Annotated in this window: 17 protein-coding genes; 9 read left to right on the top strand and 8 right to left on the bottom strand. The window is 60.1% G+C overall.

Annotation, left to right across the window (positions count from 1 at the left end; genetic code table 11):
* Positions 1-17 precede the first annotated feature (17 nt).
* Positions 18-962 carry a D-ribose ABC transporter substrate-binding protein gene (locus tag C1Y41_RS05005; protein ID WP_104085346.1) on the top strand — a complete coding sequence of 315 codons (945 nt, stop codon included), beginning with the start codon at positions 18-20 and terminating at the stop codon, positions 960-962.
* Between the two features lie 120 nt (positions 963-1,082).
* A complete protein-coding gene (locus tag C1Y41_RS05000) occupies positions 1,083-1,943 on the top strand; it encodes a DeoR/GlpR family DNA-binding transcription regulator (protein WP_039384361.1) in 861 nt (286 codons plus the stop codon).
* Positions 1,944-2,062: 119 nt separating this feature from the next.
* Here the strand turns inward: C1Y41_RS05000 and C1Y41_RS04995 are convergent, their stop codons facing one another.
* The 3 genes from C1Y41_RS04995 to C1Y41_RS04985 form a co-directional block, all read right to left on the bottom strand.
* The gene (locus C1Y41_RS04995; protein ID WP_104084972.1) at positions 2,063-3,136 is read right to left on the bottom strand and encodes an acyltransferase; all 1,074 of its coding nucleotides are present in this window, start codon (positions 3,134-3,136) and stop codon (positions 2,063-2,065) included.
* A 466-nt stretch (positions 3,137-3,602) separates the two neighbouring features.
* A complete protein-coding gene (locus C1Y41_RS04990; RefSeq protein WP_146065229.1) occupies positions 3,603-3,845 on the bottom strand; it encodes a hypothetical protein in 243 nt (80 codons plus the stop codon).
* Between the two features lie 43 nt (positions 3,846-3,888).
* Entirely contained in the window at positions 3,889-4,431 is a 543-nt protein-coding gene (locus tag C1Y41_RS04985) for a hypothetical protein (protein WP_104084970.1), read from the bottom strand.
* A 184-nt stretch (positions 4,432-4,615) separates the two neighbouring features.
* On the opposite strand from C1Y41_RS04985, the gene C1Y41_RS04980 reads away from it, so the two are divergent.
* Positions 4,616-5,803: an esterase gene (locus tag C1Y41_RS04980; protein ID WP_104084969.1), complete on the top strand. Its 1,188-nt coding sequence runs from the start codon at positions 4,616-4,618 to the stop codon at positions 5,801-5,803.
* Here the strand turns inward: C1Y41_RS04980 and C1Y41_RS04975 are convergent.
* Genes C1Y41_RS04975 through opgC form a run of 5 tightly spaced genes read right to left on the bottom strand, consistent with a single transcriptional unit; the run spans position 5,789 to position 9,947 of the window.
* On the bottom strand, positions 5,789-6,223 hold the full coding sequence (locus C1Y41_RS04975) for an ATP-binding protein (RefSeq protein ID WP_052246490.1): 435 nt from the start codon (positions 6,221-6,223) through the stop codon (positions 5,789-5,791). The two genes, C1Y41_RS04980 and C1Y41_RS04975, sit on opposite strands and share 15 nt — an antisense overlap.
* 10 nt (positions 6,224-6,233) lie before the next feature.
* Complete coding sequence (locus C1Y41_RS04970) at positions 6,234-6,566, bottom strand: STAS domain-containing protein (protein WP_104084968.1); 333 nt, start codon at positions 6,564-6,566, stop codon at positions 6,234-6,236.
* Positions 6,556-7,794: a PP2C family protein-serine/threonine phosphatase gene (locus C1Y41_RS04965; protein ID WP_104084967.1), complete on the bottom strand. Its 1,239-nt coding sequence runs from the start codon at positions 7,792-7,794 to the stop codon at positions 6,556-6,558. Before C1Y41_RS04965 ends, C1Y41_RS04970 begins: the two co-directional genes overlap by 11 nt.
* A gap of 10 nt (positions 7,795-7,804) precedes the next feature.
* Positions 7,805-8,677: a hypothetical protein gene (locus C1Y41_RS04960; RefSeq protein ID WP_233207412.1), complete on the bottom strand. Its 873-nt coding sequence runs from the start codon at positions 8,675-8,677 to the stop codon at positions 7,805-7,807.
* Between the two features lie 55 nt (positions 8,678-8,732).
* Entirely contained in the window at positions 8,733-9,947 is a 1,215-nt protein-coding gene (opgC, locus tag C1Y41_RS04955) for an OpgC domain-containing protein (protein ID WP_104084966.1), read from the bottom strand.
* 314 nt (positions 9,948-10,261) lie between these two features.
* Between opgC and C1Y41_RS04950 the strand changes: the two genes are divergently transcribed.
* Genes C1Y41_RS04950 through C1Y41_RS04925 form a run of 6 tightly spaced genes read left to right on the top strand, consistent with a single transcriptional unit; the run spans position 10,262 to position 21,258 of the window.
* On the top strand, positions 10,262-12,085 hold the full coding sequence (locus C1Y41_RS04950) for a glycosyltransferase (protein ID WP_104084965.1): 1,824 nt from the start codon (positions 10,262-10,264) through the stop codon (positions 12,083-12,085).
* The gene (locus C1Y41_RS04945) at positions 12,075-13,418 is read left to right on the top strand and encodes a DUF3131 domain-containing protein (protein ID WP_039384349.1); all 1,344 of its coding nucleotides are present in this window, start codon (positions 12,075-12,077) and stop codon (positions 13,416-13,418) included. The genes C1Y41_RS04950 and C1Y41_RS04945 overlap by 11 nt, the downstream gene beginning before the upstream one ends.
* A 59-nt stretch (positions 13,419-13,477) precedes the next feature.
* A complete protein-coding gene (locus tag C1Y41_RS04940) occupies positions 13,478-14,965 on the top strand; it encodes a DUF3131 domain-containing protein (RefSeq protein ID WP_233207424.1) in 1,488 nt (495 codons plus the stop codon).
* Entirely contained in the window at positions 14,950-16,347 is a 1,398-nt protein-coding gene (locus C1Y41_RS04935; RefSeq protein WP_039384347.1) for a DUF3131 domain-containing protein, read from the top strand. Before C1Y41_RS04940 ends, C1Y41_RS04935 begins: the two co-directional genes overlap by 16 nt.
* A 10-nt stretch (positions 16,348-16,357) precedes the next feature.
* The gene (locus C1Y41_RS04930) at positions 16,358-19,054 is read left to right on the top strand and encodes a response regulator (protein WP_104084963.1); all 2,697 of its coding nucleotides are present in this window, start codon (positions 16,358-16,360) and stop codon (positions 19,052-19,054) included.
* Complete coding sequence (locus C1Y41_RS04925) at positions 19,054-21,258, top strand: sugar-binding domain-containing protein (protein ID WP_104084962.1); 2,205 nt, start codon at positions 19,054-19,056, stop codon at positions 21,256-21,258. Before C1Y41_RS04930 ends, C1Y41_RS04925 begins: the two co-directional genes overlap by 1 nt.
* Positions 21,259-21,280: the final 22 nt, after the last annotated feature.

Raw genomic sequence — 21,280 nt, 5'->3', positions numbered from 1 at the left:
ATAATAACGGAGTCACTATGTTTACCAAACGTCTTATGCTTGCCGCTACCGTCGCCATCAGCACCTTTGCTGCACCAGGCTGGGCCGATAAAGGTCTGATGACTATTATCGTCAACGATCCCTCTAACCCTTACTGGCTGACGGAGGGCCAGGTCGCGCAGAAGGCGGCTGAAAAACTTGGCTACAGCGCCAAAGTCAGCGCCCATAAAGGCGATACCAACGCGGAAAGCCAGCTGATCGATACCGCCATCACCAATAAGTCTAAAGCGATCATCCTCGATCCCGCCAACGCTGACGGCTCCATCGGCTCGGTGAAAAAAGCGATTGCCGCCAATATTCCGGTGTTTGTCATTAACGCAGAGCTGAATCAGAGCGGGCTGGCGAAAGCGCAGCTGGTTTCAAACAACGCGCAGGGCGCCGCTGCTGGTGCCATGGAGTGGGTGAAGCAGGTGGGCGACAGCGGTAACTATGTTGAGCTGGTAGGACCGCCCTCGGATAACAATGCGGCAACCCGCGCCAACGGCTTTGATACCGTGCTGTCGCAATATCCCGATCTGAAAAAGGCGGGTCAGGAAGTGGCGAACTGGGATCGCACGCAGGGCTTTAACAAGATGCAGTCGCTGCTGCAGGCGAATCCGGATGTCAAAGGCGTGATCAGCGGTAACGATGAGATGGCGCTGGGCGCTATTGCGGCTCTGAAACAGGCCGGCAAACTGGGGCAGATCAAGGTCGGGGGCTTTGACGGCACGCCGGACGCGGTCGATGCGGTGAAAGCCGGCACGCTGGCCTATACCGTTATGCAGCCGGTCGCGCTGTTTGCACAGAAAGCGATTGAGCAGGCAGATACTTTCCTGAAAACCGGAAAAACCGGCGCACCGGCTGAAAAACAGCTGTTTGACTGCGTGCTGATCACCAAAGAGAACGCCGGCAACTTCATTTCACCGTTTGTGCTTAAACAGTAACCGCAGCATCCCCGGCTGGCCGCAGCTGGCCGGGGTGCAGGCGATCGGTTATTTGCATTAATGGGTATAACGCGCTGTAATTACAACTAATCCTGCATTTTACTCCTCTCCGGAACTTATATGGCGCATAACCCACACGACACGCTGCCTGGTGTTTTCACGGCGGATACGCTGCCCGGCGACAGTCGCCAGGCACGCCAGCAGGCGCGCCGCCAGCTGATCGCGGAAGCGGTCATGGCCGAGGGCGCCGTACGAATCGAAGATCTGACCGCGCGGTTTGGTATCAGTCTGATGACCGCACACCGTGATATTGATGAAATGGTCGAGCGCGGCCTGCTGCATAAGTCGCGCGGGGTGGTATCGGCTACCTCAACCAGCCTGGTGGAATCGAGCGATATCTATCGCGCCACGCGCCAGCTGGAGGAGAAGCAGGCGATTGCCGAAGTGGCGGCCAGCTATCTGGAGCCGGGGCAGGCGCTGTTTCTGGATGATTCCACCACGGTGTTTCAGCTGGTGCGGCAGCTGTATGCGAAAGCGCCGCTGACGGTGATCACCAACTCGCTGACCCTGATGAACGAGCTGCGTAACGGGCGGGATATTACCCTGATGGGGCTGGGCGGGCAGTATCACCCCTGGTGTAACGCGTTTATGGGGCGCATGACGCGCGAAGAGATCGCCTCGCTGCGCGCAGATATCTTTTTTGTCAGCATGTCCGCCATTGTGGATGACGCGGTGTTTCATCAGTCAGCAGAGACGGTAGAGACCAAGCGCGCCATGTTTGAGTCGGCACAGAAGCGTATTCTGCTGATGGATCACACCAAGTTTGGCCGGCGCGCGCTGCATCGCTTTGCCGATTTGCGCGAGTTTGACGTGGTGATTGTGAATCAGGGCACGCCGCTGCCGCTGCTGCGTCGCATGCAGGATAACGGGGTCAACGTGGTGGTTGCACCGATCAAGCGCGCCGCTGGCAGCCCGGAGTAAACCGGGCTATTTAACATAATAACAGACCTACCTCATCGGCCAGCGCCTCCAGCCAGACGCAATCAGCAGGACAGCACCCGGCGGGGAGGTATCCTCAGCTGCCTGGCACGGCTGTTCGGTCAGCTTTTTTGCACGGAGAACCAGCTATAACAGCTATCGGCCAGTTTTTTCCCCGCGCGGATAGCGTAGCGTTCGACATAGCGAAACAGCAGCGCAGCCAGCGCGACACTGCCGCTTACCGACAGCGCAAAGACCAGCAGCTTTGTGCCTGCGCTGGCGTCAGCCGGCAGCTGGTTGAGCAGCACGCGGCGCAGCGGATAGTGCACCAGATAGAGGGAGTAAGAGATGTTGCCGAGGAAATTCAGCACCGGCTGCGGCGCTGACTGTCGTTCGTCACTAAGCAGAATGACGCAAGCCATGATAATGGCGGCCAGCCAGTAGCCGCCGTGCAGGCCAAACGGCTGCGGGCCTGTCAATAATGCGATACCCGCCGCGGCGGCGAGCGCTAACCAGACAATGCGTCGTCCGCGGGTGCGCAGCGCCGGCATGTTGCCGCTGACGACCAGTTCGGCCAGCAGCATGCCGGTAATAAACTCAAATACGATGGTATTGCTGCTGAGTTTGATCCACGCCTGCCACCAGGCGTTTACCACCAGGTCCGGAGACGCCTGAGAGGAGAGGGTGACGCTGCCGTTATAGGCCAGCTGAAAGCCGACGGAGGCGGTAAGAAAAATCAGGCTGCAGACCAGGCTGCGCTGACGATAGCTGATACACATTGCCAGCGTAAACAGCGTATAGAACAGCACTTCGTAGGTCAGCGTCCACGGCGGCCCCAGCGCGCTGTAACCAAACACCGGTCCGGCACTGCTGTAGTCCTGCAGGCAAAAGTAGAGTACGCAGCCCATCTGCTGAAATTCACGTTCGTTATAAACCAGCGTCCAGGCCGCCAGCCAGACCAGAAAAAACACCGGCCAGATACGAAAGAAACGCTTAATCAGAAAAGGCAGTGGACGTTCAGCGGAGTGTGCCGTAATAAAGGTCATGATAAAGCCGCTGATGATAAAGAAGATATCGACGCCCAGCGCGCCCGGAATATGCGCCGCCATACCATCCGGTAACAGCAAAGCGTTATGCGCAACAACAACCAGCAGCGCGGCCAGCCCGCGCAGATACTGAACAGAAAGGAACTTCATTTAACACATCCTGTGGCCGATCGGGTGGTCCGGAGGTACTTTGTCAGAAAGTACCACGATAAAAGATGACGCATGAATACATGCTAATTGAATCCCGCCGGGCGGTCGCCGGATTTATGCGTGAGCCGGGGTCGGGCGCAGGTTCTTTTACCAGGGGGCGGGCGCATGTTCACCAGGAGCGCATTAATGCGCCCCCTACAAAATTCGCCGGAGCGCCCGGATAACACGTCATCATTCAACGCACGCCCATAAAACCCACAGGGGCGCCATTAATGGCGCCCAGGCCCGCGCGGTTGTCGGATCCGGATCGCATACGGTTTTGTAGGGGCGCCATTAATGGCGCCCAGGTACGTGCGGCCGATTCTGTATAAATGTCTATTCTGCGATATATTACCGGGTGCCACCTTAATGCGCATAATGTATATTATGTTAAATGATGGATTTCATCCGCAACGACGCAATGACCTCAGACCTCTGTCAGACCGTTTTCCCTGCTACCCGCCTCACCTCTTCCGTTGAGATCATTAGCCTTCTGCTTTTTCTGCTGCAGTCGCCGCTGCTTATCCTGGCGAATACGCTCCACATACTTTTTCATGTCCGCTGCTTTAACCGGTAACGCTTTCTGCCAGAATGCTGCCGGCACATTATAGCTTTCCGGTTCAGCTGCAAATATTGTCATCAGCTGTTCAACGATACGGTACAGTGCCATCTCATACCGCATCAAAATTCTTCAGGATAACTTTTACGCCGCTCTACGCCACTTCAGCTGACGTGTCGATCAGCGCCTGCAGGCGCTGGCGATAAGCGGTGTCGAACTGCGCCGGCACGCGACGAATATAATCAAATGCGTGTTCAGCCGCCTCACCGCTCAGGCTGGCGAGATGCGCGAGCGCCTCGTCGCAGCTGGGGATTAAGCCTTCCTGGTGCTGATAGCGCGGCGGCAGCGCGGTCCAGATTACCGCATCAAGGCAGCGATCCTGCGCCCAGTCGCTAAGCACACCCGGCGTATGCTGCGGCTGCAGCAGTATGCCGACGCCATCTTCACGCTCATTAGGGATCGCCTCGCGCAGACGCAGTGCCGCCACCGCTTCCGGCAGCGAAACGCTCGCCAGTACTGCCCAGTAAACGTTAACTGGTGCCGCGTTCATACAGAGCGCCGTAGCCAGTTCACCGCCATCGCCAATACGACAGAACTCCACCGGCAGCGCCGGACCATCCGCATGCCACTCGCCGGCCACCGGCAGTTCACCAGGTTTCCAGATCAGTGACCCCCATGCTAAACAGGCTATTTTCACCGCTGTCCCCCTATTAATGATGTTATTTAACGCGTGAGCACCCGTTATTAAAGGTAGCGCAGTTCGCGATTCCCGCTACGCTTCCTGCAAATTGCCTGCAGCTCTCACACTTTTCTCGCCGTTTCTCTCACTTTCAGGCGGCCTGTGCCACACTTGCAATACCGTCTATTGGTAAGGAAAACTGATGCGTTATTCTCTTATTGCCCTGGTCTGCACCGCGCTGTGGAGCGCCGGAGCGGGTGCGCAGCCTCTGCCGCAGCGCCCGCCTGATACGCTGGTCCCTGAACAGTATCTCTCCGCAGTTAACACCGATGACAGCATAACCTGGCGACTCTGGGCACCCTCTGCAAAAGCGGTGGATGTGGTCACCGGCGCCACGCCTGACCGCTATGTCGCGCATCCCATGACTAAGGATGAGCGTGGTATCTGGCGCTTTACCAGTGAACCGCTCGCCCCGAGCCTGTATGAATATTTCTTTAACGTAGATGGCTTTCGCAGCATCGATACCGGCAATTCCCTGCCCAAACCACAGCGACAGGTCAATACCAGCCTGATTCTGGTGCCCGGCAGCCTGCTGGATACGCGTCAGGTCCCGCATGGCGAAATCCATACCCTGACCTGGCACTCAGAGGTGCTGAAGCGCGAGCGACAGCTGGCGGTCTGGGTGCCACCGGGCGCGGCGGACGCCGCGGATCCCCTGCCCGTGCTCTATTTCTATCACGGCTTTGGCGACACCGCGCTGTCGGCGGTAACCCAGGGACGCATCCCGCAAATCATGGATAACCTGCTGGCGGAAGGTAAAATTGTCCCGATGCTGGTGGTGATCCCGGATACGGAGACGGATATCAGCGATGCCATCCCCGAGACCTTTGCGCCCGCCTCCCGGCGTGAAACCTTCTATCCGCGTAACGCGCAGGCAGCCGATCGTGAGTTAACGCAGGAGATTATGCCGCGTATCGCTCAGCGCTACCGCGTGCGCAGCGAGGCTGGCGGCCAGGCGCTGGCGGGCCTCTCTCAGGGCGGTTACCAGGCGCTGGTCAGCGGTATGCGGCATCTGGATCGGTTTGCCTGGCTCGGCATCTTCAGCGGCGTCACCACGGAAACCGTGCCTGACTTTCGTGTTACCGCACAGCTGAAAAAGCCCGCCGCAATCAATCGTCAGCTGCGCCTGTTTGCGCTGGCGGCAGGTGACGAAGATATTATCACCGGCCGGGATATGACCGGACTGCAGGCGCTGCTGGAGCAGCAGAAAATCCGGCATGAGTGGCACAGCTATGCCGGTCTCGGGCATGAGATGGATGTCTGGCGTCCGGCTTATATAGCGTTTGTCCGGCAGCTGTTTAAACCTTCAGACGCCTCAGACGCCCGGTAGCGCCCGCCACAGCGTCAGCTGGTTCTCTGCCGGCTGACGCTGATAACTGACCCGATCCACGCTGGCGTAAATCAGCGGCCAGCCCCGGCCGCCCTCAGCCAGCAGAGCGATGTCATCAAAACCGCGCTGCGCGCGCTCCATAAGTGCCTCAGGCACCGGTTGCCCGCTATCGGACAACGTGACGGTGACGCCCTGCTCATCACAGGAAAAATGCACCCGGTAGTGCTGCTGCGCATCATCCTGATAACCGTGGCGGATAATATTGCTCGCCGCCTCGCACAGCGCCAGATCGAGCGGGTAGATCCAGCTCTCCGGCAGCTGCAGCGGCTGCAGAAAACGACGCAGCGCGTTGCCGAGACGGGTCAGGCTGTTGAGCGTAGCGGGCAGCGTCAGCATCTCTGCGGCCATTGCGTGGTGCATAAGCCCCTCCTTATTGCAGCGTACGCAGCGCCTCTTCGCGATCGGCGCACAGCGTAAAGACCCGGTCCATCCGGGTCAGCGTGAACATACTTTTGATGTTGCTGTTCAGGGCACACAGCATCAGCTGGCCGCCGTTAAGTGATTTCAGGATAGAGATCAGCGCGCCCAGACAGCTGCTGTCGATGAAATCCACGCGTGAAAAGTCGAGGATCAGCGCGCGCGTGCCCTGCCGGATCTCCTCCAGCACCTGCTGCTTAAAGGGCAGCGCAACGGCGGCGTCCAGTCGTCGTACCACCGGGGTCAGAATGCGGGTGTTATCGACGGTGTCAGATTCAAACTTCATGTGCAGACTCCTGTTCGTCCGGGTTCAGATGTTCAATAACCAGCAGTGAGATATCGTCGCCTGCCGGTGCGGTACTGTCAGCGGGCAGGTCACGCCAGCGGTTAAGCTGCTGGTGCAGCGTCTGCAGCAGACTCTCTGCCGGCTGGCAAGCCTGCTCCGCGAGCAGCGCCTGCAGCCGCGCCATGCCAAACATCTCCTGCTGTGGATTTTCACACTCTGTAATGCCATCGCTGTAGAGGCAGAGCCGCTCGCCGGGGGCCAGCGTAAAACTCACCTCCTCCCAGCTCAGATCGTTAAGCAGCCCGACCGGCGCACCGCCCTCACCGACGATGCGGATTGTGCCATCGCGCGCCACAATGAGCGGTGGCGGATGCCCGGCCTGACAGAGTCGTCCGGCACCGCTCTGACGATCAATCGCGCCATACACCATAGTGAAATAGCTGGTTACGTCGCTGCTTTGCGCCACAAAGCGCTCATTCAGTATCGCCACCACGTCGGCGGGCGGCGTAATCGTCTCGCCGCTATAGAGAAACCGCTCTACCGTACGGCCATGCAGAAACTGGCGCGCCACCGCTACCGACATCATTGCCGCCGACACGCCATGCCCGGAGACATCGACGCTGTAAAAACCGAGCGCCTGCCCGTCCAGCGGAAAAAAATGAAAAATATCGCCCGAAACCCAGGCCGAAGGTATAAACAGCCAGTCGGCAAACCAGCCGGCGTGATGAATGGCGTGCGGCGGTAATATGCTGCGCTGCAGCGCGGCGGCAGCCTGCAGGTCGGTCTCAATCTGCTGCAGCGCCTGCTGCAGGCTCTGATTGCGGCTCTCCAGCGTCGACTCCAGCTGCAGAATGCGCTCTCCGGCATGCAGGCGCGCCTGCAGCTCGACCCGGTTTACCGGCTTGCGCAGAAAATCATCCGCACCGGCGGCGAAGCCGGCGCGTAGATCGTCGGTGCTTTCACGTACCGTCAGCAGGATCACATAGATATAACGCTGCCGGAACTGCTGGCGCACCTGACGGCACAGCGTCAGCCCGTCCATGACCGGCATCTCCCAGTCGCTGATCAGCAGATTAACCGGATGCTGCCGCAGCAGCGCCAGCGCCTGCTCACCCTCTTCAGCTTCCAGCACGTGATAGCCCCACTGCCGTAGCAGACCGGCCAGCAGCTTACGCCAGGTAAGCGCATCATCAACAATCAGTACCGACTGGGCGGAAACGGGCTGCATATATACCTTCCTAAAACGGCAGGAACCAGATCAGAGATACCGTGCCTTCACGAAACTTTGCATTCGCACTGCTTCTGCCGGGAAAGCGGGTACCGCTATAGTTGCTGTACTGCAACGAGAACGAGCCAGGCGTATAGCCGGCATAGCCAAAGCTGTAGCTGTAATCTCCGTTCCACGGCTGCTGCTGGCTGGCGTGCGGATACCAGAACGCGGTGGCGCGGACGAAGAAGTGCTGTTTAAAGGTGTAACCGCAGCCGCCCAGCATGACCTGCTTGTTGGCGCGCAGATCGTTATCCGCCAGCGAATAGTAGCGCGGCACCCAGCTGTAGCCGAGCTGGCAGGTCAGCGCATCCCCGTCGTTAATCAGCAGGTGACGCTCAAGGGGTTTGGGCAGCGAAAATTTATAGGCAAACGTAAATGCCCCCTGCTCAAAGTAGGTAAAGCGCTTAGTGCCGGAGGGAAACAGATGGTTATCGCCATAGTTGCTGTAGACCAGGCTAAAGGTGTTGGCATGCCAGTCGTCATAGCCAAAGCTGTAGCGGAAATCGGTGGTGTAGCGGTCAAAATCGGTGATCGGTGCGCGCAGGGTGACGTTAGCAAACCAGTAGCTGTAAGGTGAATACTGCAGGCTCAGGTTCAGCAGCTGATTGATCTTCTTTTTTTGCTGCGCAGATTCAGAGCCGTTCGGGATGGTCAGCCACTGCTCTTTCAGCCCGCTGGAAAAACTCAGCGCGCCGGAGAAGGTATCTTTGTTACCGGAAAAGAGTCGTCCCCAGCGGCTGGTAAACACGCCCGCCTGAATCGGCTCACTGCTCTCTGCTCCAGCCCCTTTATCCGAGCCGGTCTCTGCCGCTGAGGCGTTAAACGTGCCTGCCACCAGCATGAACACACCGCACGTTATCCCTGCCCGCTGCCCGAATTCCATCTGATGTCTCCGATCAATTAGGAATAAAACGCCCGCCAATCTCTTTTTTAGCCATCCACCACAGCAGGCCGAGTGCGCCCAGATGGATAGCGGTGTTGCGCAGCCACGCCTGCTGCCACAGATCAAAAGTGACAAACTGGCTGACGCCCAGCACCACAAACACGTGCAGGATAAAGGTGTAAAGCGAATGCTGACCAAGCGGGATCAGAAACCAGCCCGCCACTTTATTGATGGGCCACCAGCAGCGGGTAAGGATCAGATAGACCAGCAGAATCAGGCAGAAGTCGTTGATGACCCGACACGGTCCCAGCGCGTTCTTGGCGGCGAGATGGTGATAAAACCAGTTAAAATCGGCGGGCGGGATGATGTGCAGCAGCAGCGCCGGCGGCATAAACGGATTGGTATGGTTCTGCGCAACAAACATCATCACCAGCGCATAAATCACCATCAGCGTGATCACCACATAGCCTGCCGGGGTGCGCGCCAGCGAGGTCAGCTCATCTTTAAACCAGCCGCAGCACATGCCCAGCACGTAGATCAGCTGCCACGCCAGTAAGGGAAAGGCGAATTCAAACTCGGAAACCGTCAGCCGCAGCGGCCAGCGCTGGTAAGCGAGATAGCCAAGCAGCGAAGCAGCGATAAGCCAGCCCGCGCGTCGCGTCTGCAGCAGCCAGAGGAACAGCGGGCTGACCAGCAGCAGGCAGATATAGAGACCCAGGATCTGCGTCTGATGAGGGCCTATCTGCAGGTAAAGCACAATATTAAACCAGGTCTCTTTGATCTGCGGCGTAGCGGGAAACAGCGCCCAGACCGTACCGGAATAGCGATCGACAAAGTGCGTAACCTCAAAGGTGTTAATCAGCGGCAGCGCGGAGAGCAGCAAAATCAGCAGCACAATGACGATATTCACCAGATAGATCTTCCCGGCCCGCCGCCATAGCGTCCAGCCAATCGTCAGCAGCACCTCTTTTTGCAGCCGCTGCCGGTTGAGCATACCGAGCATAAAGCCGGAAAGGATGACAAACCCTTCAGCCCCCGTAGTCAGGCCAAACCGCTCCCAGGTAAAGATATTGATCGCAGAGAGCAGTTCAGTATGAGCCACGACCATCATCACCAGCGCAATCCCGCGCAGCATATCAATGCGCAGATCGCGCCGGCCAGGCACAGCATAACGCCATGTGTGCGGCACGGTGACAGACGGCGCAGCCGCGACGGCAGATTCGCTCATAACGCATTAGTCCTGCTGATAAAGGATGAGTAAAAACATTAATATAATATATATTTCAGATGTAAGGAAAAGTGTAGCCCCACTGTGTAATAAATCACCTTTTAGCAAATATAGCGCTAAATAAGCTGTTAAAACCGCAGTTTGCCAGCTATATCTTTTCTTATATCGTCATGTTCTGTAAACGTCAGCAACAGAAAGCCAGACGCAAATAATAAATTTTAGTGATCTGTTTTAATATTATTCATTCATTTAGCTTGCCTTAACGCGTTCACCAGGTCAGATGCCCTTTTTTGCAGGATGTGAGACAGGATGCCATGGACCACTACTTTTCCCGTTTTGAACAGCGTCGTCCCCCTCCGGCGCTGCAGACACCGCGCTGGGTTATTATCTGCTGGCAGGTGCTGGCCGTTGCCGGACTGATTCTGGGCGCAAACTACATTCGCTGGCGCTGGATGTCCTCGCTGAACCCTGATGCGCTCTGGTATGCGGTGCCGCTGGCGCTGGCAGAGACCTGCGCCTGGTTTGGCACACTGCTGTTCACTATCAACATCTGGCAGGAGAAAGATCCGCCCTGTCCGCCTGCGCCGGAGGAGATTAACCAGTGTCTGCTGCCGGCGGAACAGTCCGCATCGCGTCCCATCCGGGTTGACCTGTTTATTGCGACCTACTCAGAAGATCCGGAGCTGGTCAGGCTGTCGATTCAGGATGCCTGTAAGGTGCACTATCCCGCCGCTATCGATTACAAGGTGCACGTGCTGGACGATGGTCGTCGCCCGGAGATGCGCGCGGTGTGTGAGCAGGAAGGTGTCAATTACATTACCCGCGACAACAACACCGGGTTCAAGGCGGGCAATATCCGCAACGGCATGGAGCACACTGACGGCGATTTTCTGGTGATCTGCGATGCGGATACCCGTGTTTTCCCGACGCTGCTGGTGCACACGCTGGGCTATTTCCGCGATCCGGACGTCGCCTGGGTGCAGACGCCGCAGTGGTTTTATGACCTGCCTGAAGGTGAGCGTCTGCCGGCATGGCTGCGGCGCCGGACCGGCTGGCCCGGCTGGCTGCTTGGCAGCCTGAGTGAAAAGCTGTTTGGCCCGCTTACCGTGGGCAGCGATCCCTTCTTTAACGATCCGCGTATGTTCTACGACGTGATCCTGCGCCGCCGCAATGCGGCCAACGCGGCGTTCTGCTGCGGTGCCGCCTCTGTCCACCGGCGCGAAGCCGTTATGCAGGCCGCCCTGCGCAGCTACGCGTTTAACGTGGAGGAAGAGATTGCGCGCTTTACGCAGGATATCCGCGATGAGGAGACGCGTCAGGCGCTGTCACAGGCGATGCGACCGCACATTATTGCCGACACGGAGCTAACGCCCTATAAATTCCACGTCTCTGAAGATATCTATACCTCAATCGTACTGCACGGTGACGCCGGTCGCCGCTGGCGTTCGGTGATGCATCCGGGCATTGAATCCAAAATGCTCTCGCCGCAGGATCTGCTGACGTGGATGATCCAGCGCTTTAAGTACGCTGCGGGTTCGCTGGATATTCTGTTTCATGACAAAATTTTCAGCCGCCGCCGCTTTAAGCTGAGCGCGGCACAAACGCTGATGTATGGTACAACGTTCTGGTCCTACCTGGCCTGCATCTGGAACACGGTGTTTCTTATCTCGCCGCTGATCTATCTGTTTACCGGTATTCCGCCGGTGGCCGCTTACTCAACGCCTTTTTACCTGCATTTTCTGCCGTTCTTTATCGTCTCTGAGCTCGCCTTTATGTTCGGCACCTGGGGGCTCTCCGCGTGGGACGGTCGCGCCTCTTATCTGGCGTTCTTCTCTGTCAACCTGCGGGCGCTCGGTACGGTGCTGCGCGGGGAAAAAATCAAGTTTCACGTCACGCCAAAGGAGCGGCAGAGCGGGCGTTTTCTCTACCTGGTGAAGCCGCAGCTGGCGATTGTGGCGCTGACGCTGCTCGGGCTTATCTGGGGCGGTATACAGGTAGCGCGCGGCAACGTCGATGACCCTTCGGGTTACGTCATCAACATTTTCTGGGGAGCCGTCAACATTGCGGCGATGCTGCCTATGATTATGGCTGCGCTCTGGACGCCGCCGGCACAGGAGACGGCAGACCATGAGCCTTAAAGCGGGACTCTATAGCGCACGCAGCTATCTCACCATTCTGATCGGCTTTCTGATCGGCTTTGCCATTGTGCTGTGGGTTGAACATCAGATGCCCACCCGCACGGAAACCACCGATGGAATTATCCTCAGCGAAAGTTTTCCCGCGCTGCCGGAGACGCGCGAGCTGACGTTTGAGGAGGCGGTGTGGGCACGCGTGGCGTGGCAATACTTTGTCAATAACACGCAGCCCAACGGGCTGGCTAACGCGGAAGCGGATAACCCCTGGCTGAGCCTGTGGAGCAGCGGCAGCTATCTGCTGGCAACCATTGCTGCCCGCCAGCTGGAGGTGATTGACGCCGCTGAGTTTGACGACCGCATCGGCTCCGCGCTTGAGGCGCTGGGCAGGCTGCCGCTGCAGCCGGATAAACTTCCCGCCGCTTTTTATCAGGCTGAAACCCTGACCCCGCTCGACCAGGATCCGGCGCGCCCCGGCTCCGCTATCGATATGGGCCGTCTGCTGATGCCGCTGCAGATCCTGCTGTGGCGCTATCCGCAGCACGCTGCCGCCGTACAGCAGCTGCTGGCGGGCTGGCAGCTGAATGCGCTGCTGCAGAGCAGCGGTCCGCAGGGTGCCAGCCTGCCGGTCAATCGCTGGGTGATCCGCAGCGACGACCCGCGCGGCAGCTACGGCTACCGTCTCTATGCGGGCAGCGTGCTGCGGCTGATCAACAGCACCGCGGGACTGGCGGTCAGTCAGCCGCCGGACGGACTCAAGATGATTGAGATCGAGGGGCATGCGGTGCCTGATGAAGGGATCCGCACGCCGTGGGGCAAGCAGCCGTCGCTCATCAGCTCGCCCTATCTGCTGACCGGGCTGGAGCAGGGATTTGACGCGCGCAGCGGTGAGATCAGCTGGCGCATTATGCAGATCCTGCAGCAGCGCACCGGCAAACCTGACTCACGGGGGGATATCAGCGCCGACTACGCCGAACAGGCACCCGATTTCAATGCGGCGCTGCCGGGCCGACAGCCGCAGCGCGGCGCACCACAGCATACCGTCGCCCCGCTGCCCAACCAGGCGCTGCTCTCGGTCCGTACCGCCTTTGCCTGGTATGCCCTGTTCCGCAATCGCTGGAGCGACGCGCTGCGCCAGCAGATGCTGCCGCTGCTGGTGCCCGGCAAAGGCTGGCAGGCGGGATTTAACCCTGACGGCAGCGTGAACGCTGCCCTGAATGCCGATACCAACGCGATGGTGCTGGAGAGCCTCTCCTATATCGCCCACGGACAGCTGCTCTGCCTGGGCTGCCTGTCTCAGCCCCCCGCAACCGCACGCAACAAGGAGCAAGAACGATGAAAGTGCTATCGCTACAACACGCTGGCCTGGCGGGGCTGACGCTGCTGCTGACCCTGTGGATGCTGCCGCTGCAGGCGGCCGTCAGCCTGCCCGCCTCCGACTATAAAAGCCGCCACGGCGAGCTGACCGCGCGGGAGATGCAGGTGGCGCGCAACGCCTGGTCCTATTTTGTCGCCAACTATCAGCCCACTACCGGTCTGGTCAACGCGGTGAATAAATACCCCTCCACCACCATGTGGGACAGCGGCTCTTACCTCGCCGCGCTGACGGCAGCACGCGAGCTGGGGATCATTGATAAAGCGGAGTTTGATCGCCGCTTTTTGCAGTTTATCGCCACGCTGAACAAGCTGGTGCTGTTTCAGAACCAGGTGCCAAACAAAGCCTATAACACCATTACCGGGCAGAAAGTCGATTACCTGAACAAACCGGGCGAGATAGGCTTCTCCGCTATCGATATTGGCCGCATGCTGCTCTGGCTGAAGATTATCAAAGAGCGCTATCCGGAGCATGGCAACAGCATTGATAACGTCGTGCTCGGCTGGGACTTTACCCACGTGGTGGATGAGTGCGGCACGCTCTATGGCGCCTATCTCAATAAGCAGAAGCAGCCTCAGTACGTACAGGAGGGCCGGCTTGGCTATGAAGAGTATGCGGCGGCGGGCTATCAGCTGTGGGGATTTACCACCTGTCAGGCGAGCCGGCCTGAGCCTTATGCGCTGGCGGATATCTACTGCGTGCTGGTGCCCTACGACTCGCGCGATCCGCGGCTGACCAATCAGCATAACTACGTGGTTACCGAATCCTATCTGCTGCATGGCCTGGAGATGGGCTGGGACAACAGCGACGATCGTGAAGCGCGCCCCAACAACCACTCTCATCCGTGGATGAAGAACTTCGCCGATCGGGTCTATCAGGCGCAGGAGAACCGCTACATGATCACCGGTACCCTGACGGCGCGCTCCGAACACCAGCTCGATAAATCCCCCTACTTTGTCTATGACACCGTCTTCAGCGACGGCTTCAACTGGAACACCATCACCGATAAAGGCCAGTATGTGCCCAATGTGGCGGCTGTTTCGCTGAAGGCCGCACTCGGCATGTGGGTGCTGTGGAACTCCCCTTATACCGATCGCCTGTTTGACGCGATTGAAAACGCCGATGAGAAAGACAAAGGCTACTACGAAGGGCTCTATGAGAATGGCGACGGCCCGATCAAAGAGTTCACCGCCAACAACAACGGCATCATGCTGGAAGCGCTGCTGTTCAAAAAACAGGGCAAGCTGCTGCGCTTTAACACTAACGATGCGCGCAGCCGCAGCTATGCGCCCTCCCTGTGGGAAAAGCGCCTGGTAGATCTGTTTGAAGAGAACAACACGCGTCGCAACCGGCCTTTCCTGGAGGTGACGCCCGGCATAAAAACCTGGTGCGATCAGAGCGGGACCGCCGTGCGCAGCGCACCGAAGTGCAGCGCCTGCAAATGCGCCCGCTGCGACAGCAGTGCGCCCGTTAAACTTCCGCCGGTAGCGACCTCATGCCTAAAACCCTAGTGCGTATCACCGGTCTGGTCGTGGCTCTGCTGCTGGCGCTCGGGGCCTGGCTGCTGCTGCGTCACGAGGGAGACGGCTGGCGCTGGCTGGTGAACGGCGGCTGGCACACCACCGCCCGCACCGGCGCGCTGACGCCTGAAGAGCAGCGCTGGGCCGCGGTGGCCTGGCGCTACTTTGAGAATAACAGCGAGGCGAACAGCGGTCTGGTTAGCGGCAGCGACCGGCGGCCGGTGGTCAGCCTGTGGCAGATGGGCGATACCCTGATTGCGCTCACGGCTGCGCGCGAACTGCAGCTTATCGACGATCGCCGTTTTGACCACCAGCTCAGTCAGCTGCTCGGCAGCCTCAATCGCCTTCCGCTCACCCAGAGCGGCGTGCCCAATCTGCTTTATAACAGCCGGACGCTGTCGATGGTGGGCTACAGCAATACGCCACAGGTGATCGGCTGGTCCTCACGCGACATGGCGCGTCTGATGATGGCGCTGCAGGTGGTCGCAACGTTTCACCCGCAGTACGGGGAATATCTGCAGCGCATTATCCTGCGCTGGAACTTCTGCCCGGTGGTGGATAAGCAGGGCCAGCTCAGTGCGGGCATGTGGCAGCAGCAGCAGATGCGCATCCAGCCAGAGGGGCGGCTGGGCGACAGCGAATACAGCGCCGCTGGTTTCGGGCTGTGGGGCTTTGCTAACCAGCAGTCGCTGCAGCCTCCGGCGCAGCACGTCATTATCGACGGGCTGGCGCTGGATATCGACAGCCGCGATCCCCGCACCACCTGGACGCCCGCCGCCCTTACCACGCTGCCCTGGGTGCTGAGCGGAATGGAGTATGGCTGGCAGCTGCCGGGCGCCGACCGCGCGCAGATCCGGCAGCAGCGCCAGCGCGCCAGCCTGGTCTATCAGGTGCAGGAGCGTCGCTGGCAGCGTCAGGGCATTTTAACCGCCCGCAGCGATTTCGCCCTGAACGTCGCGCCGTGGCACGTTAACGACACCATTTTCGCTAACGGCTACGCCTGGAACACGCTGACCGATGACAATAAATGGGTGCCGACGCTGGCGCAGGTCTCCACCCGCGCGGTATTTGGCCTCTGGGCGCTCTGGGACACGCCGTTTACCGATGCGCTGATGCGCACCACCCGGCTGCAGTACGATCCGGCGCGCGGCTGGTATGAAGGCCGCACCGAGGCGACCGGGGAGTACAACCGCGCTATCACGCTCTCTACCAACGCCACAGTACTGGAAGCGCTGCTTTTCAAAACCCACATGAAGCCGCTGATCGACAGCAGAAATAGCGAGAACCGCCAGTTTTTCCGTCAGCAGCTGGCCGATCCGTTCCGTGTGCCGCAGCGCTGTCTGCCGGTCACCGCCCCGCTGGCCGAAGAATAAGGAGAAACTGATGCCGGAAAGCCTGTTACCCAAAGCGCTCGATTCCCTGCGCGCCGCGGTGCTGATGTATGACGCACAGGAGCGGCTGGTGGCGTATAACCAGCAGGTAGTCTGTTTCTACCCCGGAATGGAGCAGCGGATCCGCGTCGGCATGACGCTGACCGAGCTGGCGCAGGATTTTATCGCTTCCGCCTACATGACAGAGGATGACCGCAGCCGTCAGGCGATGATCGATAACCTGATAAGCCGCTGCCGGCTCGACAATCACAGTGAGATGCGGCGCATCGCTAACCGGCAGGTGTTTGTCCAGCATAACCGCACGCCTGAAGGCGGCATCGTCAGTCTGCATATTGACGTCTCGGGCTATACGCTGATTGACGCATCGCGGCGGCAGCTGCACGCTGACTTTGTGCTGGCGGCGGAATCGACCCAGATTGGCATCTGGGACTGGCAGCAGCAGCACGATCTGCTGCAGGTCAACGATGCGCTGCTCAATATGCTGGGCTATCCGCGTGAAACCTGGCACTACAGCGCCACTTTTCTCGATACGCTGCTGCACCCGGACGATCGCGAGCCGCTGCAGCAGCTGTTTGCCTCCGCCAGCAACAAACAGCTGCCGGTATTTGAACGGGAAATTCGCCTGCTGCACCGCAGCGGCAACTATCGCTGGATGCTGCTGTCCGGTCAGGTGGCCAGCGTCACGGTCAGCGGCGAGACGGAGCGCGTCATTGGCACGCTGCAGGATATTACCAAGCGCAAAGAGGCAGAGCAGCTCTCGCTGCAGGCGATTGCCGCTGCGCACGCGGCCAATGAAGCCAAAAGCGCGTTTCTGGCGAACATGAGCCATGAGATCCGCACGCCGATGAACGGCATTCTGGGTATGACCCAGCTCTGTCTCGACACCCGGCTGACTGCGGAGCAGCGCGAGTACATGACGCTGGTCTATCACTCAGCCCACACCCTGCTGCGCATCATTAACGATATTCTCGACTACTCCAAAATAGAGGCGGGAAAAATTGAGCTGGATGAAGAGCGGTTTGAGATCCGCCCGTTCCTGCACGCCGTGGCGCGGCCGCTGATGCCGGCCGCCAGCGAAAAAGCGCTGGAGCTGCTGATTAACGTCACCCCGGATGTTCCCGCCACCTTTCTCGCTGACACCGTACGCCTGCGCCAGATCCTGACCAATCTCATCAGCAACGCGCTGAAGTTTACCCATCAGGGCGAGGTTGAACTGGCCGTGACGCGCGATGCCACGCACAACCGGCTGCGCTTTCAGGTGCGCGACACCGGCATCGGTATTCCACCGGAGAAGCAGCAGCTTATATTTGAATCGTTCAGCCAGGCAGACACCTCGACCACCCGCAAATATGGCGGCACCGGGCTCGGGCTGACCATCTCTGCCCGGCTGGTGGAGCGGCTGGGCGGTTCGCTGACCGTACAGAGTGAACCGGGGCGCGGCAGCACGTTTACCTTCTCTCTGCCATTGCCGGCAGAGACAGAGAGCGATCCGGTGCGGCATTCGCCGCGCCTGGCACCGTTACCGGTACTGGTGGTGGATGACAACGCCACTAACCGCCATCTGCTGAGCGACATGCTGCGCAATATGGGTCTGCAGCCCAGCCTCGCCGCCAGCGCCGCCGATGCGCTGGCGCTGCTGCAGGCGCAGCCGGACTTTCCGCTGATCCTGCTGGATGCGCAGATGCCCGATCGGGATGGCCTTGACCTGGCGCGGGAGATCCGGGCAAACCCGCAGCTGGCAACCAGTCAGATTATTATGCTCAGTTCAATGAGCCGGGCGATGGATGCAGAACAGCTGCGGCAGCTCGGCGTGAATAAGTTTCTGGCTAAACCGATCGATCAGCGTGAGCTCTATGACGCGCTGGCGGGTGCCTCCGGGCAGCGCCAGCCCGCCAGCAGTGCGGAAAGTGCGCCGGCCAGCCCCGTGGCCGACCCCGCCACGCAGGCGCTGCGCATTCTGCTTGCCGAGGACAATCTGGTGAATCAAAAGCTTGCCGCCCATTTCCTCACCCGGCTCGGTCATGAGTTCGCCATCGCCGGTAACGGGCTGGAGGCGCTGACGCTGCTGGAGCAGGATGGCTGGGACCTGGTGCTGATGGATCTGCAGATGCCGGAGCTGGATGGTGAAAAAGCGACGCGTCTGATCCGCGAACGTGAAGCCGCCGCATCGCCGCCCCGCCACCAGCGCATCATTGCCATGACGGCGCACGCGATGAAAGGCGACCAGGAGTACTGCCTGCAGAATGGCTTTGATGGCTACGTCGCCAAGCCGGTTAGCCAGGAGATGCTGCATCAGGAGATCAGCCGGGTCATGGCGCTGCCTGACCCGGCGGCAGGCGACACGCCTGCGCCAGCCGGCAACGCCGCCGCGCTGGCGCAGCAGCTTGGGCTGGACGCGACGCTGCTGCACGAACTGCTGCTGCTGTTTGCCGATTCGCTGACGGAGATCGAAACGCAGCTGCTGACCGCGCTGAGTGAAGGCGACTGGACGAGCGCGTCACGCCACTGCCACAAGCTGCGGGGCGAAGCCGCCATATTTGGATTCACAGACTTAACCCATACGCTGCAGACCGCTGAAACGCAGATCCGCCAGGGTGACGCCATCGATGCCGCCCGGCTGCGCGAAAGCCTGATACACGAGTGTACGCGGGTGCGTCAGCAGCTGCGCGCCCTGCTGGAGGAGAAGTGATGCGTGGTTTACTGTCCCTGTTACTGATAGTCAGCCTGCCCGCAGCCGCAGCCAGCGAGGTGCCGGTCAGCTGGTCGCTGGCCGGACAATGGCGCGTGCATGACGCGAATACGCCCGGCTTTGAGGGCTGGCGCGAAGCGGACAGAAAATGGCCGACGCTGCGCGTCCCTGCCAACTGGTATAGCGCCGGTCGCGATCATCAGGGCGCGCTCTGGTACCGCCATGAGTTCTCGCTGCCGCCGCTGCAGGCGGACCAGCGGGCGACGCTGGAGTTTGACGGGGTCGATTACATGGCTGACGTCTGGCTCAACGGCCGGCGGCTGGCGCAGCATGAGGGATATTTCCAGCGCTTTGCTGTCGATCTCACTGACAGCCTGCGCCGCTACAACCGGCTGGCCGTGCGGGTCGACAGCCCGCGCGAGGCGACGCCGGGCACTTGGCCGCTGCACAAGAACCTGATGAAAGGGATCCTGAACCAGCACGATACGCGTCCCGGCGGAGCCTGGAGCGATCGCGGTCAGGAGGCGAACTCCGGCGGCATCTGGGCGCCGGTACGGCTGCGCATCAGCCGGGGGGCAACGATCGATCGGCTGATCCTGCGTCCCGACTGGTCTCAGGGGCTGGCGCAGCCGCAGCTCTCTGCCGGGCTGCACTACCGCGCCCCGGTCGCGGCTGACGTCACGCTGACCCTGCGCGCCACACCGGATAACTTTCCCGGCCAGGCGTTTGAGCTGCAGCAGCGCGTACGGCTGGAGGCGACCGGCGATACGCCCGCGCATCTGCAGGTCACGCTGCCGATGCCGGCGGCGCGGCTGTGGTGGCCGGTGGGCTACGGCAAACCCCATCTTTATCAGGTCAGCGCCACGCTCCGTGACGATCGCGGCGTGATGGATCGGCGCAGCAGCCGCACCGGTCTGCGCAAGGTGGAGGCGCTGGAAAATAATCAGGGCTGGCGCATCAACGATCGGCGGATCTTTGTTCGCGGCACCAACTACATCGGTTCCCCGTGGCTCAGCACCATGAACAAAGCGCGCTATCTGCGCGATTTTACGCTGGTGGAGAAGATGAACGCTAACGCTATCCGCGTGCATGGTCACGTGGCGGGCCGGGCGCTTTATGAGGCGGCTGACGAGCGCGGCCTGCTGATCTGGCAGGATGTGCCGCTGCAGTGGGGCTATAACGACTCTGCCGCCTTTGCGGATAACGCGGTGGCGCAGACCCGCGCCATGACCGCGCAGTTTGGCAACTCGCCGGCTATCGTGGTCTGGGGCGGCCAGAACGAGCCGCCGTTTAACTCGCCGTGGATGGAGAAGCGCTTTCCCGACTGGCATAAAGATCTTAACCGCACCCTGACCCGGCGCGTGGCAGAGGCGCTGGCGGAAGATCGCAGCCGCATTGTGCATCCTTACTCTGCTGTGGAAGAGCACTACTGGGCAGGCTGGTATTTTGGCACGCTGAATAATCTGCTTGAGCCGGCGAAAACGGCCACCGTCACGGAGTTCGGTGCGCAGGCGCTGCCCGATCTGGCCACCCTGAAGAGCATCATTCCGCGCCGCGAATGGTGGCCAGCCTCAACCGAACCCGGCGATCCGCTCTGGACGCGCTGGAAATATCACAATTTCCAGCCGATCCAGACGTTTAAAAACGCGGGCATCAGCCGGGGCAAGAACATCCATGACTTTATCAAAAACACCCAGCGCTATCAGGCGCAGCTGGTCGCCGTGGCTGCCGAGAGCTACCGGCGGCAGCGCTTCCAGCCGGTGACCGCGCTGTTTCAGTTTATGTTTGTGGAAACCTGGCCCTCAATCAACTGGGGCGTGGTGGATTACCTGCGTCAGCCGAAAGCGGGCTATTACGCCCTGCAGCGCGCCTACCAGCCGCTGCTGCCCTCTATCGATCCGCATACCCTGAACTGGCAGGCCGCCAGACCCGGCGCGCTGTCACTCTGGGTAATTAACGATCTGCCGCAGGCGTTTCCGGCGCTTACGCTGCGCTGGCGCGCCACTCAGCAGGGTCATCTGCTCGCGCGCGGTGAACGGCAGGTCGCGGCGGCGGCTGATACCGGCAGTAACGTGCTTGATGTGCCGCTCACCCCCGTCAGCGCTACTCCGCTGCGGGTGCAGACCTGGCTTATCGACGCACAGGGTAAAACGCTGGCAGAAAACCAGCTGGAGCTGGAGGTGGCACCCGCCGACGCCAGATAACTGCCCGCCCGGCACGGCAGCG

Source organism: Pantoea sp. ICBG 1758 (assembly GCF_002928325.1).
In the GTDB taxonomy this organism is placed as follows: domain Bacteria; phylum Pseudomonadota; class Gammaproteobacteria; order Enterobacterales; family Enterobacteriaceae; genus Pantoea; species Pantoea eucrina.
Note: the sequence above shows the minus strand (reverse complement) of the source record. Positions and strands in the feature narration are given on the sequence as shown.